This window comes from Escherichia sp. E3659, assembly GCF_005781135.1.
Lineage (GTDB): Bacteria > Pseudomonadota > Gammaproteobacteria > Enterobacterales > Enterobacteriaceae > Escherichia.
This window is the reverse complement of sequence record NZ_VATQ01000019.1, coordinates 95,597-109,757: the sequence shown is the minus strand read 5'-3', so window position 1 is coordinate 109,757 and position 14,161 is coordinate 95,597. Positions and strand designations below refer to the sequence as shown.

Here is a 14,161-nt window from a genome sequence, read left to right as displayed (position 1 = left end):
GCATCCGGTTATCGTCTGTGCCACCACAACATTCCCATCAGTAGCATCCCCGGCAACCACACCCACATCAATTCAGAAATAATCACCTGATGCCCGTACGGCGTGGTGTAACGAGACAATGCAAACGGCGCGACTTTAATCACCTGCCAGGGAGCGAAAAAGCGTTCATCTGACCACGGCCACAGCCAGCCAACCCCTTTACCGCCAGTGGTTACCGAATCCAGCATGCTGTGCGATAGCAACGAGATGGTTAAAAATAGCCAGCAGCGAATCAACCCAGCCCTGAACCATCGGCGTCCAATCAGCACACATAACAGCGGGACAACAAACGCAAATACCAGCGAATGGGTAAACCCGCGATGACCAAAAACATTGCCGTAAGCAACGCCAAATTTAAACGACAATACGTCGGCGTCGGGCAGCATCGCCAGGATGATTCCGGCAAATAAAAGACGCGGAGGGATGACTTTCGAACCCAACCCTAAACCAATGCAAAGGGGAACGGCGGCGTGCGTAATAACGGTTGGCATGATGGTCGCTTCGGCAAAATGTCGATGCTATCAGCATGGATGAACGGGGCGTAGAGGGCAAAAGTCTGAAAAGAGAACCGGCCTGTTGATACAGGCCGGGAAAGGGATCAGGCAACAACCTGTACGCTGTGACCTGCAAAACTCACTGTCTGACCGGCGACGATTTTGCAGCGTTTGCGCGTTTCAACCGCACCGTCGACTTTCACCTGGCCTTCGGCAATTGCGATTTTCGCCTGCGCGCCGCTTTCGCTCCAGCCTTCCAGTTTCAGCAAGTCGCACAGCTCAACGTGCGGATGTTTACCTAAAGAAAATGTCGCCATGTTACTCACCCTGTGGATCATGATATTCAACGCACGCCTGTAGCGTGTTTTCAATCAGCGTGGCAACCGTCATTGGGCCAACGCCGCCCGGAACAGGCGTAATGTATGAGGCGCGTTTAGCCGCGTCTTCAAACACCACGTCGCCCACAACTTTGCCATTTTCCAGACGGTTGATGCCGACATCAATCACAATTGCGCCTTCTTTGATCCAGTCACCGGGAATAAAACCTGGCTTACCGACGGCAACGATCAACAGATCGGCATTTTCTACGTGATGACGCAGATTTTTAGTGAAGCGGTGAGTCACGGTGGTGGTGCAACCTGCGAGCAACAGTTCCATGCTCATTGGGCGACCGACGATATTCGATGCGCCAATCACCACGGCGTTGAGGCCGAAGGTATCAATGTTGTAACGCTCAAGCAGCGTGACAATACCGCGCGGGGTGCAGGGACGCAGACGCGGCGCGCGCTGGCACAGACGACCGACGTTGTAAGGATGGAAACCGTCCACGTCTTTGTCCGGGTGAATACGTTCCAGCACTTTGACGTTATCAATACCCGCCGGTAATGGCAGTTGTACCAGAATGCCATCGATGGTGTTGTCGGCATTCAGTACATCGATAAGCTCCAGCAGCTCTGCTTCGCTGGTGGTTTCCGGAAGGTCGTATGAGCGGGAGATGAATCCCACCTCTTCGCAAGCTTTGCGTTTGCTTGCGACATAAATTTGCGATGCAGGGTTGCTACCCACCAGCACAACGGCCAGTCCTGGCGCCCGCAGTCCGGCCGCAATACGCGCCTGAACTTTTTGAGCAACCTCAGAGCGCACCTGCTGCGCAATCGTTTTACCATCTATAATCTTTGCTGCCATCAGAGAGAGGATTCCATCTGTTACGTAGGTCGAAGGGGATGCGCCTATTTTGTCAGAAGCGGGGCGCGCTGTCAGGTTTCGTTTTCTGGACTATCCGTAATCCGCTGTTTTTTTTGGCAACAGCGCGTTGCTGGTTTGATAGTTACCCGGCTCATATAAACGCACAATTTTCTGTAACGTAAGAAAATAGTACTCTTTATAAATGAAAAACAGGTTTACCTGTTCCAGACAGAGGGCGGATATGTGTTTCCTTGCTTTCATGGTGAGATAAATAGACACCGCCGTACACTTGTTCAGCAACCGGTTCAAAAGCCATTGACTCAGCAAGGGTTGACCGTATAATTCACGCGATTACAGCATCTCGCGGTGTAATGCGCCCTTAGCTCAGTTGGATAGAGCAACGACCTTCTAAGTCGTGGGCCGCAGGTTCGAATCCTGCAGGGCGCGCCATTACAATTCAATCAGTTACGCCTTCTTTATTTCCCCATAATTTCAGAAATGGAACATCTTTGGGACATCACCACCAAAATGTCGTCTGTTTTCCTCGCGTGCTCCGTCAAATGATTCGGCGCAAGGTGAGCATATCTACGCACCATTTCAATGGATTCTCATCCGCCCATTTCCTGAAGCACTGATGAAAAACATCAATGAATGCACCAGGAGGAAACCAGTGAGTTAGGTTCAAACTGTAGTACAATTCTCTTCGGTATTAACAGGAAAGAATATGCTATGAACCCTTATATTTATCTTGGTGGTGCAATACTTGCAGAGGTCATTGGTACAACCTTAATGAAGTTTTCAGAGGGTTTTACACGGTTATGGCCCTCTGTTGGTACAATTATTTGTTACTGTGCATCATTCTGGTTATTAGCTCAGACGCTGGCTTATATTCCTACAGGGATTGCTTATGCTATCTGGTCAGGAGTCGGTATCGTCCTGATTAGTTTACTTTCCTGGGGATTTTTCGGCCAACGGTTGGATCTACCAGCCATTATCGGCATGATGTTGATTTGTGCCGGAGTGTTGGTGATTAATTTGTTGTCACGAAGTGCACCACATTAAAAATAGTTTCGTTCGAGTTTAATAAAATGCATCAGCCCGTATGTTTATACGGGCTGCTTTTTTACGCTGCAATAATTCAAGTGATAGTGGGCAATAAACACAATCAGTCGATGGGTTCACTGTAGGATGCAACTGCCTGAGCGGTGAAACCCCCGCTCAATTCCTGTCTGAATCCATCATTTTACAGCCAATAATAAGTATTATTTTCTTTATTAAAAGCGTAAATTCTACAAATACCTGCACCCTCACTATTTGTGTTCCATCCACTATTAGCTACATTGCCCCATTCCTGGTAAAGTCCTGCGTTAACTTCTCGCTTGATAATATGCCCTGAATTATGATCATTGTAATCGTAACTATCGATATCCTGCGCCTCAGGAAATTCTCCGTTCATGTTTTCAATCCACGGTAAAATATTTTTAACTGATTTATAAGTTTCTATGCTGTATTTGAAAAAACGCTTCACGAGAAAAGTATAAGCGCCGGCGGATTTATTCGTTATTTTATCAGTGGCAAAAATAGCAAAAATCTTCCAAACGCACTTTTCATCTACGTTCGGAAAAGTCACTGTGCCATCCTGACTCACCGCCAGAGCATTATTGTCTGCATCAGTGCTACAGCTCCATGTTACCTTATCATTATTAACTGGGTCATTATCAATGACCATCTTGAAGGTGGCGCCTGGGAACAGACTATTAGGAAAATTGTAACCACCCTTCATATCATTTTTAATATCATAGATATGGTTATCAACTAAAACACCTGTAATTTCACTCATCATTGACTCTCTTTGTGTATTAGATAAAAGTATATTTCCGTGTAAAGGAATATACTGATACTAATGCAACTGATGAATAATTGGTCTTATTTAAAAGTTATATGGTGGCATGAATATTATTATATAATGCCTCTGAGTAGTGGCTACACCGATTATTTGTGTCCAATTAATATTTGACCAGGAAAGTGAAAAGGAAAGGAGCAAGCAAAGTTGCTCCCTTAAATCATTAATACTCAAGAATGCCGTGAGCGACAGGCAAATAGCGCAGGGAGAAATAGAGCACATCTTTGCCGCAGGAGGAACGTTTCGCTAACAGCGAGGCAATTTCCGCATCCGGTTTCGGTTTTGCTTCAAAGGTTTTACCTTTACCGGCGACAAACAGTTCATAAACAATGCCGCTGGCGGGGGAGAAAGTCTGACAATCGGCACTGGCCTGCAGATAACGCTCACGCTGTTCGGCAGTAAGTTTATCGACGCCGCTACCATCCTGAACCCAGACGTGGATGCCAGTAGATTTCACTTGTTCAAGCAGCTGCCGATAGCCATCGGGTGACATGTTTCCGGCGAAAAAGCTACTGATATAAACCGGTTTTGCCGAAACATCACTGATCAGCCGTTGTGAGTTGTTTAACCACTTCAGCAATGGCTGGCGAGCGGCTTCGCTGCGCCAGTTCAGGTCGTCAATTTCTGCGCTGATATACCAGCCATCCGGCGTAACGCCGGGTGCGGCGCTCCATAATCTGGCCTGCTGGAGATCGGCGACCAGCAGGCGATTAAGATAGCTCTCCAGCGCCGCAGATGACTGCTTCTGATGCAGAAAAAATTCCGGATCGGCATTCAAACCAACAATCAGCTTCAGGCCAGCTTGTTGCGCAGCTGCGGCACGCTTAAACAATAATGCCCGCTGTTCTGGCTGGGTGAACGCATCGCCGTAACGGGTCCATTGCATAATCAGGGTGTCGAATCCTTGCAAATGCAACTGACTCATCAGCCCACGCCACTGGGCGTCGGTGACCTGACTATCGCGGTTTTGTGGTTGCCAGATAATACCTTTCATCGCAAAGGAAAAAGGACTGACCAACAAAAGTGTCAGCAATACGAAAATTAACTTACGCATTTACCAGTGCACTCCAATGGTGAGAAACGCGTTGTTGCGCTCCCCTGTACGTTGATTAATCGCCTTAAAGGTATGTTGATATTCGACGCCGAGACTGACTTTGTGCGGCCAGGCGTCGTAGTGCGTCTCGCCGGTCCAGATATTCCAGCGTACGCCGACGCCGCCCACCTGCGCGCCCTGAGTACCTTTATCCCGATAGCCGTTATCCTGTACGTGAGCGTAAGGTTCAATAGTCTGCCCGTTCGCTACCTTCTGATGCCAGCTCACTCGATAATCTGCCGTCCACGCTTGAATATCCTGACGAAAATATTGCGCCGCATCGAGATACAGATTTTGGGCAAACCAGCCTGAACCGTTCGGGTGCCACTCATCGCTGTATTTTCCGCCGTTAAAGAACGAGGCACTGGCACGCAGCATGGTGTCGGAGGCGCCATTTTGCCCGTTCAGTGGGAACTGCTGCTCAACGGCGAGGAAAAAGATCTGATCGCGCAGGGGCTTCCAGCGCAATCCGGTGCCGGACATCGGATTTTTCACCGGCATCATCACTCCGTTTTCTCCGGTATCGGCAAAGACGCGGCTATAAGCCGAGAGCAGGTCGCCTTCCAGCAGCATATTGCGCCCGATGCGGTACTCAGCTTCCAGTTGCCCGTAACTGCGATAGCTTTTACCTGGCGCCGAACCGCCGACATTATTGTTTGCCGAGCTCATTGCCCCTGAGCGTAACCCGATGGAGGAATCAAAATTAAAACTCCAGCGGCGACCGGTATCCTCATGCAAACGACGGAAATTAAAGCGTTGTTGATTTTGTTCCGGCGTTAGCGGTGTAATCAGCGCCTGATTATCAATGTCATCAATCACCAGCCGGGCGTAGTGCTGCGTCGCAGGCATGTCATCCAGACGCTGGTTCACGTAGGCCAGTTGTCGGATCAGTGCCGGATCGTCCGGTAGCCCTTTATGCGCCTGTTCCAGCATTTCCCGCGACTGCGCGATATCACCGCTATCCCACAGGGCGTAGCCGAGCGCCGCCTGGGTGTTGCTGTTATTGGGCTCCAGTTCAAGCGCGGCGCGCAAATCACTCACCGCCGCTGAAACATTATGACGTTGGCGATAAATTGTTGCCCGCGCGACGTAAGCGTTGGCAGAAGGGGCAATATTGATTGAGCGCGTGAGATCGTTCAGTGCGAGTTCTGGCTGAGCTGGGATATAACGTTGCGCATGCAGCCACCAGTATTGGGCATTGTTTCCCAGCCCACGTTGTTCTGCCTGTTGAAGCCAGCGATCGCGAGCCGCGCCATTTCCCGCTGCCTGAGCGGTATTGGCGGCGGCGAGCAGATCCTCATTGCTCATTTCGTGAAGGCTGATTTTCTCCCAGGCTGCCAGGGCGGTGCTGTAATCTTCCACCTGGTAAGCCTGATAAGCCACGGCGCGATGTTGCCAGGCGTTCGGTTGCCTTTTTTCCGCCTGAAGCCATGCATATAACGCCACGCCGGGGAGTGTTTCCCGATAACACTTCGCCAGGCGGTTCCAGGCGGCAGCATCGTAAGAAGGTGACATATCCCCAAGCAAACGAACGATTGCCGGGCAATTATCCGCAATACCTGGTAACTGGCTTTGCCACTGACGTTGCGCCGCCAGCGGCAAGGGTTTTGATAAAATCGCCACCTTCGCCGGAGTTGCCAGGTAAGGATGACTTTCCAGCAGAGACGCCAGTCGCGCCATTAAAGTCTGGCTGACACGCGCATCGCCCTGGAAAGGATAGCGTTGCAGCAATAAATCGGCAGCTTCGCGTGACTGCTCGTTCTGCATCAGTTGCCAGGTCAGTTGATCCAGGCGGGTAAGATTTGCCGGTTCTTGCTGATACAGCAATCGTGCCAGACGCAGGGCTTCAGCCTTGTTACGGGTCGCTACGCTAACGGCATAACGCTCTTCAAGCATTTCATCGGCGGGGAGGGTAGCGAGCAGTCTTTGCGCCGCGTCGTACTGACCTTCTTTTAACAGCACCGGTAGCGTTGCGCCAACAACATACTGGCGGTTATCGGCAAACTGTACCTGATGATTCGCCAATGCCTGCACGGGATTGGCGCTGTATTTCGATAACAGATAGAGCCAGCTTTTCTCTTGAGCATCAGTGGTAAACAGCGGCGTATTTTCAGCGAGATAACGCTGGAGGCGTGCTTTTTCGCCACGATAAGCCAGCGCGGTCGCGTAAGTAATGTACGACTGTGGATCGGTGAAGATCCCCACTGATTGCAGAGCAAGGATCCGATCATCCAGCTGCCCGGCAAGAAGCACGTCAAACCACTGACGGCGCTCTGCCGCGCTTAATGTGTTCTGCTGGCGTGCTTCATTGTATAGCGTATCTGCCTGCGACCATTGTTTCAGGTAGATTGCTCGTTGCAGCAGATCGGTCCGCAACGTTCTCCCTTCCGGCGATGCGGCAAACTTTGCATCGTCCAGTTGCGCCCTGGCAACAGGCAACTGCGCCAGCCGCAGCGCATTCTGCCCGACTTCGCTGCGACAACGCAGGGTCGGCGCAGCCTCGCACGCTTTTTGCTGGGCGAGCAACTCTTCAACAGTCGTAACGCTTTTCACTTCAACTGGAATTGCCGCCAGACTGCGCTCAAGTCGGGCATCTCCAGGGTGACGTTTCAGTTGATCCTCAAGCAATAATCGCGCGCGGTCATCATGACCAAAATGGCGATAAGCTTCCGCCAGATATAACGTCAACGGAATATTATCCGGCACCTGCTGATGAATATATTCAAATTCGCGGATGGCGGTTGCTTCGTCGTTATTTTTCTGTGCCTTCAGCGCCTTATCGAGACGGGGATAAATAACAAAATGGCGATAGTCACTCAGACCCAGCTCTTCTGCGCTGGTGCCGATATTGTCTGCGAGTGCGCTGGTACTCAATAAGGACGTCAGCAGCAAACCAGACCATCCGATGATGCGATTAAGGTTATTCTCCTTCATTTTCGGACTCCAGTTGTGCAACCTGTTCGGTGGTTAAACCTGCTTTTAGTAATAGTGATTGCATCGAAACTTGTAATTCGCGCTGAATTGACAGTACGCGATCCAGCGTTTCCTGGCTGATAACGCCTTCGGTGACCAAAAATTTGCCGAGCGGCAGAGAGCTGCGTTCATGGCGCAATAACAACACGTTAATGGCTGAACGATTAATATGACCGAGCGTGGTCAGTATTTCGGCGAACAGGAACTGATGCGGCACATATTGCCGCCAGATATCGCTGGCTTGTTGTTCCGTGAGCCACTGATGCTGAACCGCATTGTACAACATTGCCCGTGGATCGTGACCGCGCCGACGTGCATACCAGTGACGTAATCCGGTGACAATTTGTCCACGCAGAACAATGACGTAACGTACTTTTCGTCCGACCTTACGCGCCAGCGCCGCCAGCGAAACGGGGTCAATACCATCTTCACTGCCGACAATTAATTCATCATTTTCCAGACGCAGCGGCAGCACCGCATAATGCAGAGCCACGGAGGCCGGCATCGCGGCAATCAGCGAAGAAGGGATCTGCCAGGCATCGATGGATTCCCACGCTACGCCATTTTGTTCAGCCAGTGCTTGCGCCAGTTGTTCGGCGCTAATAAGTCCTTGCATTAGCATCGAGCCGCCGAGACGTAAACCTTCGACACGATTACGCAGTGCCGTATCGAGTTGTTCTTCGGTGATGACCTGATTTTCCAGCAGAATTTGACCTAACGGGCGCAACGAACGGGTATCGCCAGTTACGCTGGGGAAATCGTGCGTCGTTTTATCCCACGCCACGCGACGCGGATCGCCGTGCTGAAGAACCTGTTTCAGCGCGCGCCAGTTAGCCATAAAGTTAATCAGGTTGCCCCAGAACAGACGCAGGACGGAAAGCAGGCCCTGTGTCAAACCGTAGTAACCGGTGACAAAAATCACCCGCTGCACAATGCGGTTAACCATCAGGCCAAAGTTTAGCCACAGCAGGGTCATAAACCATGCACTGCCGCTGAAGATAGAAAGGAAATGCCAGGCATCGGGCCACAAGCTTTCATACGCCAGCAACAGCAAAAGCTGAATCATCACCAGCATCGCGAGGAAGCTGACAAAGTTACTGATTGCCCCTTTGCGATCGCGCCACAGAAAGTAGTTCAACGTCAGGCTGGAGGTCCATTTGTGGGTTTTAAAGCCCTGGAAAACAATACCGATGATCCAGCGAGATTTTTGTCGAACTGCGGTGGAAAAGGTATCGGGGAAATATTCGCGCACGCAGATCACGTTTGACGTCCGCGCCTGCTGTAAAAATTTACGCTGCTCGCGTTCTTTGGCTTCGTCGACCACTGGAAAACGGACAAAAATTTCCGTCATTCCTTTTTCTTTCAGGCGGAAACCAATATCGTAATCTTCAGTAAGACTCTGCACGTCGAAAGCGATACCGTCACCGTCGGCCAATAGTGCAGTCACGGCGCGGCGGCTAAAGCAGGTGCCGACGCCTGCGCTAGGCACCTGTCCGGCGAGAGCTTCACGCACCGGAACATCTTTGCCATGCAGTTCTGAAAACTCATCGATATAGGTCATGCTGGTGAAGTGCGTCCATTCGCGTTCGAACGGATACACCGGGATCTGAATCAGATCTTTACGCTCAACCAGATAATTGAACAGTCGCAATTCCATTGGCGAAATCACGTCTTCAGCATCATGCAGGATAAAACCAGCAAAGGCGAAATTGGCGCTACGTTCAAACTGGGTAATGGCATCCAGCACATTGTTCAGACAGTCTGCTTTACTGGTGGGGCCAGGACGCGCGCAGACTACCTTATGCACGTTCGGGAAGCGAGCGCACACTTCGTCAACATCACGCTGGGTATCAGGGTCGTTGGGGTAAGTGCCAACAAAGATATGATAGTTTTCGTAGTCGAGCGTGGTTGCCGCCAGTTCGGCCATATTGCCGATGACGCCTGTCTCGTTCCACGCCGGAACCATAATCGCTAACGGTTTTTCATCTGGTTTATACAGTTCGCGGTAACTCATTCGCGGGTAGCGACGATAAACACTCAACCTGCGCTTAATGCGGCGTACCCAGTAGACGACATCAATGAAAAAATCGTCCAGCCCGCTGATGAACATGATGACCGCTAACGTTATCGCGATTACTTTTAAGCCATATAGCCAGGTAGCAAAGACATCAAGAAGCCAGTCCACACAACAACCTTACATTCACTCTGGTTATGGTTAGGGTGGCGTATATTAAGGTTTTTTATGAGTCGTGACAGCTTTTTATCATTAATAGGTAGGATTATTGCGGCACGTTATTTTTACACTGGTTATAAAAGTTGCCTTTTGCTGAATGATTAAGCGGGTAATGTGATAACAAACCTTGTCCCCCGCGCATCTGACGTTACCGCAACCGTGCCTTTATGCGCGACAACAATCGATTTCACTATCGCCAGACCAATGCCGCTACCTTCACCTTTTCGCTGGCGGGAGGGGTCAACGCGGTAGAAACGGTCAAACAATCGCGGTAAGTGCTCGGGCGCAATGGGCGTACCGGGGTTTTCGACGGTAACTTGCACCTGGTGATCGACCGTCTGGCAGCGCACTACAATTGTCTCTCCGGTTGGCGTATAACGCAGGGCATTAGAAAGCAGGTTGCTTAACGCCCGACGCAGCATCAGCGGATCGCCCGCAACCTGACACTCGTCGCCAACAAACCGCAGCTCCACGCCACGATCTTCTGCTAACGCCTCGAAAAAATCGAACACTTTGCCGACTTCATCCGCCAGGTTGAGCATTTTCTTTTCGGGAATTAACTGGTTGTTATCGGCCTGGGCGAGAAACAGCATATCGCTGACCATTTTCGCCATTCGCGTCAGCTCTTCGAGATTAGAGTAGAGTACATCTTCCAGCTCTTTCTGGCTGCGCGACTGACTGAGGGCGATTTCCGTTTGCGTAATGAGATTAGTAATCGGCGTGCGAATTTCGTGAGCGATATCCGCTGAGAAATTGGACTGGCGGGTAAAGACATCCTCAATGCGCTCAATCATATGGTTGAACGACAGTACCAGCTGCTCCAGCTCAATCGGCACGGTCTGCGGGTCGAGGCGAACGTCGAGATCTTTCGAGGTGATATTCTGGATTTGACGGCTGACGCTGCGGATCGGCGCGTGACCTTTATGTACCGCCAACAGCACGATAAAGACGATCAGGATGCTGATGATCGATGCGGTCATAATAAGTTTATTCATCAAATCATTTATGTAATGAAGATGAAAATCGATCGAAAGCGCGATGTAGAGCGTATAAATCGGTTTGCCGTCCACCAACGGGCCAACCGGCAAGTTAATCATCCGCCAGTTGCTGTGTTCCATATGCCCGTGACCGTGGCCTGGCATCATAATCGTCGGGCCGGAAAGGAGATACACCTCGCCGCCCTGTGCGTCTTTATCGGGTATGGCGTCACGCGTAAACTCGCGGATATCCGGCGCACCGGGGGAGTGATACACCGTTTTACCGTGGCTATCTGCCAGGGAAATCAACACATTGGAATAACCACTGACGATATCTTCCAGCGTCATTAAGCGTCGGGCTTGCGTTTCGTCAGGGTGATTTAGTACCCGTTCAAGGGTGGCGCTAATCTCTTTTAAATCATTAATATCCTGCTCGGCAAAATGCACTTTTACCGAGTGGATCATGATCCAGGCAAAGGCGAAAAACGCCGCGATGGTGGCCAGGCTGATAAAAAAGGTCAGGCGGGTTGCCAGCGAAAACGGGCGCTGAAATGGCTTACTGACCATCAGGCACCTCTAGCATGTAACCCACGCCGCGCACGGTCTGAATCAGCTTTGGCTCAAAGTCGTTGTCGATTTTGCCGCGCAGCCGCTTCACCGCCACATCAATGGCGTTGGTATCGCTGTCAAAATTCATGTCCCATACCTGCGAGGCGATAAGCGAGCGGGGCAGCACTTCGCCCTGATGGCGGAGGAAAAACTCCAGCAGAGTAAATTCTTTACTGGTCAGAGTGATGCGTGTGCCGCTGCGGGTGACTTTGCGGCTGACGAGATCGACCATCAAATCGGCAACCTGAAACTGACTTTCGATAATGACCGCCGCTCCGCGCCGCAGTAGAGTACGCACCCGCGCCAGCAGTTCAGCAAAAGCGAACGGCTTCACCAGGTAGTCATCCGCCCCCAACTCCAGCCCCTTGACGCGATGTTCAATGGTGCCAAGCGCGGTAAGCAACAGAATCGGCATCCCTTTATTGGCGGAACGCAACATGCGCACGATATCCCAGCCGTTCACGTCCGGCAGCATAATATCGAGGATTATCAGGTCATAATCACCGGTCATCGCCAGATGGTAGCCATTCAGCCCGTTGTCGGCTAAATCGACCACAAAACCGGCTTCGGTTAACCCTTTGGTCAAGTATTCTCCGGTTTTCTTTTCATCTTCGACAATCAACAGTTTCATATTTCCTCCGCATGTTGCCCGGGCAATTCTAGAGTAGCGGGATCAGATGGCAATCGCTTATTGGCAAAATGACAATTTTGTCATTTTCCTGTCACCGGAAAATCAGAGCCTGGCGAGTAAAGTTGGCGGCATAAAATCACCAGAAATTATGAGCCTATGTCTCCTTGTAAACTTCTGCCATTTTGTGTGGCCCTTGCGCTAACTGGTTGTTCACTGGCACCGGATTATCAGCGTCCGGCAATGCCCGTGCCGCAGCTGTTCTCACTCAGCCAGAACGGCCTGGTTAACGCAGCGGATAACTACCAGAACGCGGGCTGGCGCACCTTTTTTGTTGATAATCAGGTGAAGACGCTGATTAGCGAGGCGCTGGTGAATAACCGGGATTTGCGCATGGCGACGCTGAAAGTGCAGGAAGCGCGGGCGCAATATCGTCTGACCGATGCCGACCGCTACCCACAGCTCAATGGTGAGGGCAGCGGTAGCTGGAGCGGCAATCTTAAAGGCGATTCAGCCACGACGCGGGAGTTCTCAACTGGCCTTAACGCCAGCTTTGATCTCGATTTTTTCGGTCGCTTAAAGAATATGAGCGAAGCCGAGCGACAAAATTATTTAGCCACTGAGGAAGCTCAGCGCGCGGTACATATTTTGCTGGTTTCTAATGTAGCGCAAAGCTATTTCAATCAGCAGCTGGCGTATGCGCAATTGCAAATAGCCGAAGAAACGCTGCGTAATTATCAGCAGTCATATGCGTTTGTCGAAAAACAACTGTTGACCGGTAGCAGCAATGTTCTGGCGCTGGAACAGGCTCGAGGAGTGATAGAAAGTACCCGCAGCGACATCGCTAAACGTCAGGGGGAACTGGCGCAGGCGAATAATGCATTGCAACTGTTATTGGGAAGCTACGGCAAGCTGCCGCAAGCGCAGACAGTAAACAGCGACAGCCTGCAAAGCGTTAAATTACCGGCGGGCTTGTCGTCGCAAATCTTATTGCAGCGCCCGGATATTATGGAAGCTGAACACGCGTTAATGGCGGCTAATGCCAATATTGGTGCTGCTCGTGCGGCATTTTTCCCATCTATAAGCCTGACCAGCGGAATATCAACCGCCAGCAGCGATCTGTCGTCATTATTTAACGCCAGCAGCGGGATGTGGAATTTTATTCCTAAAATTGAGATCCCCATTTTTAATGCCGGGCGCAACCAGGCCAATCTGGATATCGCCGAAATTCGCCAGCAGCAGTCGGTAGTGAATTATGAACAGAAAATCCAGAATGCCTTTAAAGAAGTGGCTGATGCGCTGGCATTACGTCAAAGCCTGAACGATCAAATCAGCGCCCAGCAGCGTTATCTGGCGTCGCTGCAAATTACTTTGCAACGGGCGCGGGCATTATATCAGCACGGCGCGGTAAGTTATCTGGAAGTGCTGGATGCCGAGCGTTCTTTATTTGCAACCCGACAAACTTTACTCGACCTGAATTATGCCCGTCAGGTTAATGAAGTTTCTTTATATACCGCCTTAGGTGGCGGTTGACAGCAATATACTCGTCATACTTCAAGTTGCATGTGCTGCGTCTGCGTTCGCTCACCCCAGTCACTTACTTATGTAAGCTCCTGGGGATTCACTCGCTTGTCGCCTTCCTGCAACTCGAATTATTTAGAGTATGACTTTTAACTCCAGGAGAGAATAAATGAAAAAAGCACTGCAAGTCGCAATGTTCAGTCTGTTTACCGTTATTGGCTTTAATGCCCAGGCTAACGAACATCATCATGAAACCATGAGCGAAGCACAACCACAGGTCATTAGTGCCACCGGCGTGGTAAAAGGCATTGATCTGGAAAGCAAAAAAATCACCATCCATCACGATGCTATTGCTGCCGTGAACTGGCCGGAGATGACCATGCGCTTTACCATCACCCCGCAGACGAAAATGAGTGAAATTAAAACCGGCGACAAAGTGGCGTTTAATTTTGTCCAGCAGGGCAACCTTTCTTTATTACAGGATATTAAAGTCAGCCAGTAACCCA

The 14,161-nt window shown here is 50.7% G+C and carries 12 protein-coding genes, 1 tRNA gene and 1 pseudogene; 4 read left to right on the top strand and 10 right to left on the bottom strand.

Translation table 11 applies throughout. The features are described from left to right. Window positions 1-8 precede the first annotated feature (8 nt). The 3 genes from FEK47_RS14925 to folD form a co-directional block, all read right to left on the bottom strand. Window positions 9-530: a metal-dependent hydrolase gene (locus FEK47_RS14925; protein ID WP_135486542.1), complete on the bottom strand. Its 522-nt coding sequence runs from the start codon at window positions 528-530 to the stop codon at window positions 9-11. Between the two features lie 107 nt (window positions 531-637). Beyond that, on the bottom strand, window positions 638-850 hold the full coding sequence (ybcJ, locus tag FEK47_RS14920; protein ID WP_000190288.1) for a ribosome-associated protein YbcJ: 213 nt from the start codon (window positions 848-850) through the stop codon (window positions 638-640). 1 nt (window position 851) lies between these two features. Further along, the gene (folD, locus tag FEK47_RS14915; RefSeq protein WP_064529024.1) at window positions 852-1,718 is read right to left on the bottom strand and encodes a bifunctional methylenetetrahydrofolate dehydrogenase/methenyltetrahydrofolate cyclohydrolase FolD; all 867 of its coding nucleotides are present in this window, start codon (window positions 1,716-1,718) and stop codon (window positions 852-854) included. A 373-nt stretch (window positions 1,719-2,091) separates the two neighbouring features. Here folD and FEK47_RS14910 point away from each other — a divergent pair. Then, a tRNA-Arg gene (locus FEK47_RS14910) sits at window positions 2,092-2,168 on the top strand. Between the two features lie 26 nt (window positions 2,169-2,194). Here the strand turns inward: FEK47_RS14910 and FEK47_RS14905 are convergent. Beyond that, window positions 2,195-2,353 (bottom strand): annotated as a pseudogene (locus FEK47_RS14905) (integrase); the annotation flags it as partial. 94 nt (window positions 2,354-2,447) lie between these two features. Between FEK47_RS14905 and emrE the strand changes: the two are divergent. Next, window positions 2,448-2,780 carry a multidrug efflux SMR transporter EmrE gene (gene emrE, locus FEK47_RS14900; RefSeq protein ID WP_001070440.1) on the top strand — a complete coding sequence of 111 codons (333 nt, stop codon included), beginning with the start codon at window positions 2,448-2,450 and terminating at the stop codon, window positions 2,778-2,780. A 181-nt stretch (window positions 2,781-2,961) separates the two neighbouring features. On the opposite strand, the gene FEK47_RS14895 is transcribed toward emrE, so the two are convergent. From FEK47_RS14895 to cusR, 6 genes are all read right to left on the bottom strand, one after another. Then, the gene (locus FEK47_RS14895) at window positions 2,962-3,561 is read right to left on the bottom strand and encodes a hypothetical protein (protein WP_240727724.1); all 600 of its coding nucleotides are present in this window, start codon (window positions 3,559-3,561) and stop codon (window positions 2,962-2,964) included. Window positions 3,562-3,784: 223 nt separating this feature from the next. Beyond that, window positions 3,785-4,675 carry a DUF4434 family protein gene (locus FEK47_RS14890; protein WP_135486541.1) on the bottom strand — a complete coding sequence of 297 codons (891 nt, stop codon included), beginning with the start codon at window positions 4,673-4,675 and terminating at the stop codon, window positions 3,785-3,787. Further along, window positions 4,676-7,648 carry a bacteriophage adsorption protein NfrA gene (nfrA, locus tag FEK47_RS14885; protein WP_135486540.1) on the bottom strand — a complete coding sequence of 991 codons (2,973 nt, stop codon included), beginning with the start codon at window positions 7,646-7,648 and terminating at the stop codon, window positions 4,676-4,678. Further along, window positions 7,635-9,872 carry a cyclic di-3',5'-guanylate-activated glycosyltransferase NrfB gene (gene nrfB / locus FEK47_RS14880; RefSeq protein ID WP_135486539.1) on the bottom strand — a complete coding sequence of 746 codons (2,238 nt, stop codon included), beginning with the start codon at window positions 9,870-9,872 and terminating at the stop codon, window positions 7,635-7,637. Before nrfB ends, nfrA begins: the two co-directional genes overlap by 14 nt. 149 nt (window positions 9,873-10,021) lie before the next feature. Next, on the bottom strand, window positions 10,022-11,464 hold the full coding sequence (cusS, locus tag FEK47_RS14875; RefSeq protein WP_138183232.1) for a Cu(+)/Ag(+) sensor histidine kinase CusS: 1,443 nt from the start codon (window positions 11,462-11,464) through the stop codon (window positions 10,022-10,024). Then, entirely contained in the window at window positions 11,454-12,137 is a 684-nt protein-coding gene (gene cusR, locus FEK47_RS14870; RefSeq protein WP_000770953.1) for a copper response regulator transcription factor CusR, read from the bottom strand. The genes cusS and cusR overlap by 11 nt, the downstream gene beginning before the upstream one ends. A gap of 156 nt (window positions 12,138-12,293) precedes the next feature. Between cusR and cusC the strand changes: the two genes are divergently transcribed. Together cusC and cusF are read left to right on the top strand one after the other, a co-directional pair. Continuing rightward, on the top strand, window positions 12,294-13,667 hold the full coding sequence (cusC, locus tag FEK47_RS14865; protein WP_135486538.1) for a Cu(+)/Ag(+) efflux RND transporter outer membrane channel CusC: 1,374 nt from the start codon (window positions 12,294-12,296) through the stop codon (window positions 13,665-13,667). A 157-nt stretch (window positions 13,668-13,824) separates the two neighbouring features. Further along, complete coding sequence (cusF, locus tag FEK47_RS14860; protein WP_135486537.1) at window positions 13,825-14,157, top strand: Cu(+)/Ag(+) efflux RND transporter periplasmic metallochaperone CusF; 333 nt, start codon at window positions 13,825-13,827, stop codon at window positions 14,155-14,157. The last annotated feature ends 4 nt before the right edge of the window (window positions 14,158-14,161 follow it).

Excerpts from the sequence above, each read along its gene's own strand:
- FEK47_RS14925 (WP_135486542.1), bottom strand. The coding sequence starts at position 530 with ATGCCAACCGTTATTACGCACGCCGCCGTTCCCCTTTGCATTGGTTTA.
- ybcJ (WP_000190288.1), bottom strand. The coding sequence starts at position 850 with ATGGCGACATTTTCTTTAGGTAAACATCCGCACGTTGAGCTGTGCGAC.
- folD (WP_064529024.1), bottom strand. The coding sequence starts at position 1,718 with ATGGCAGCAAAGATTATAGATGGTAAAACGATTGCGCAGCAGGTGCGC.
- emrE (WP_001070440.1), top strand. The coding sequence starts at position 2,448 with ATGAACCCTTATATTTATCTTGGTGGTGCAATACTTGCAGAGGTCATT.
- FEK47_RS14895 (WP_240727724.1), bottom strand. The coding sequence starts at position 3,561 with ATGATGAGTGAAATTACAGGTGTTTTAGTTGATAACCATATCTATGAT.
- FEK47_RS14890 (WP_135486541.1), bottom strand. The coding sequence starts at position 4,675 with ATGCGTAAGTTAATTTTCGTATTGCTGACACTTTTGTTGGTCAGTCCT.
- nfrA (WP_135486540.1), bottom strand. The coding sequence starts at position 7,648 with ATGAAGGAGAATAACCTTAATCGCATCATCGGATGGTCTGGTTTGCTG.
- cusS (WP_138183232.1), bottom strand. The coding sequence starts at position 11,464 with ATGGTCAGTAAGCCATTTCAGCGCCCGTTTTCGCTGGCAACCCGCCTG.
- cusR (WP_000770953.1), bottom strand. The coding sequence starts at position 12,137 with ATGAAACTGTTGATTGTCGAAGATGAAAAGAAAACCGGAGAATACTTG.
- cusC (WP_135486538.1), top strand. The coding sequence starts at position 12,294 with ATGTCTCCTTGTAAACTTCTGCCATTTTGTGTGGCCCTTGCGCTAACT.
- cusF (WP_135486537.1), top strand. The coding sequence starts at position 13,825 with ATGAAAAAAGCACTGCAAGTCGCAATGTTCAGTCTGTTTACCGTTATT.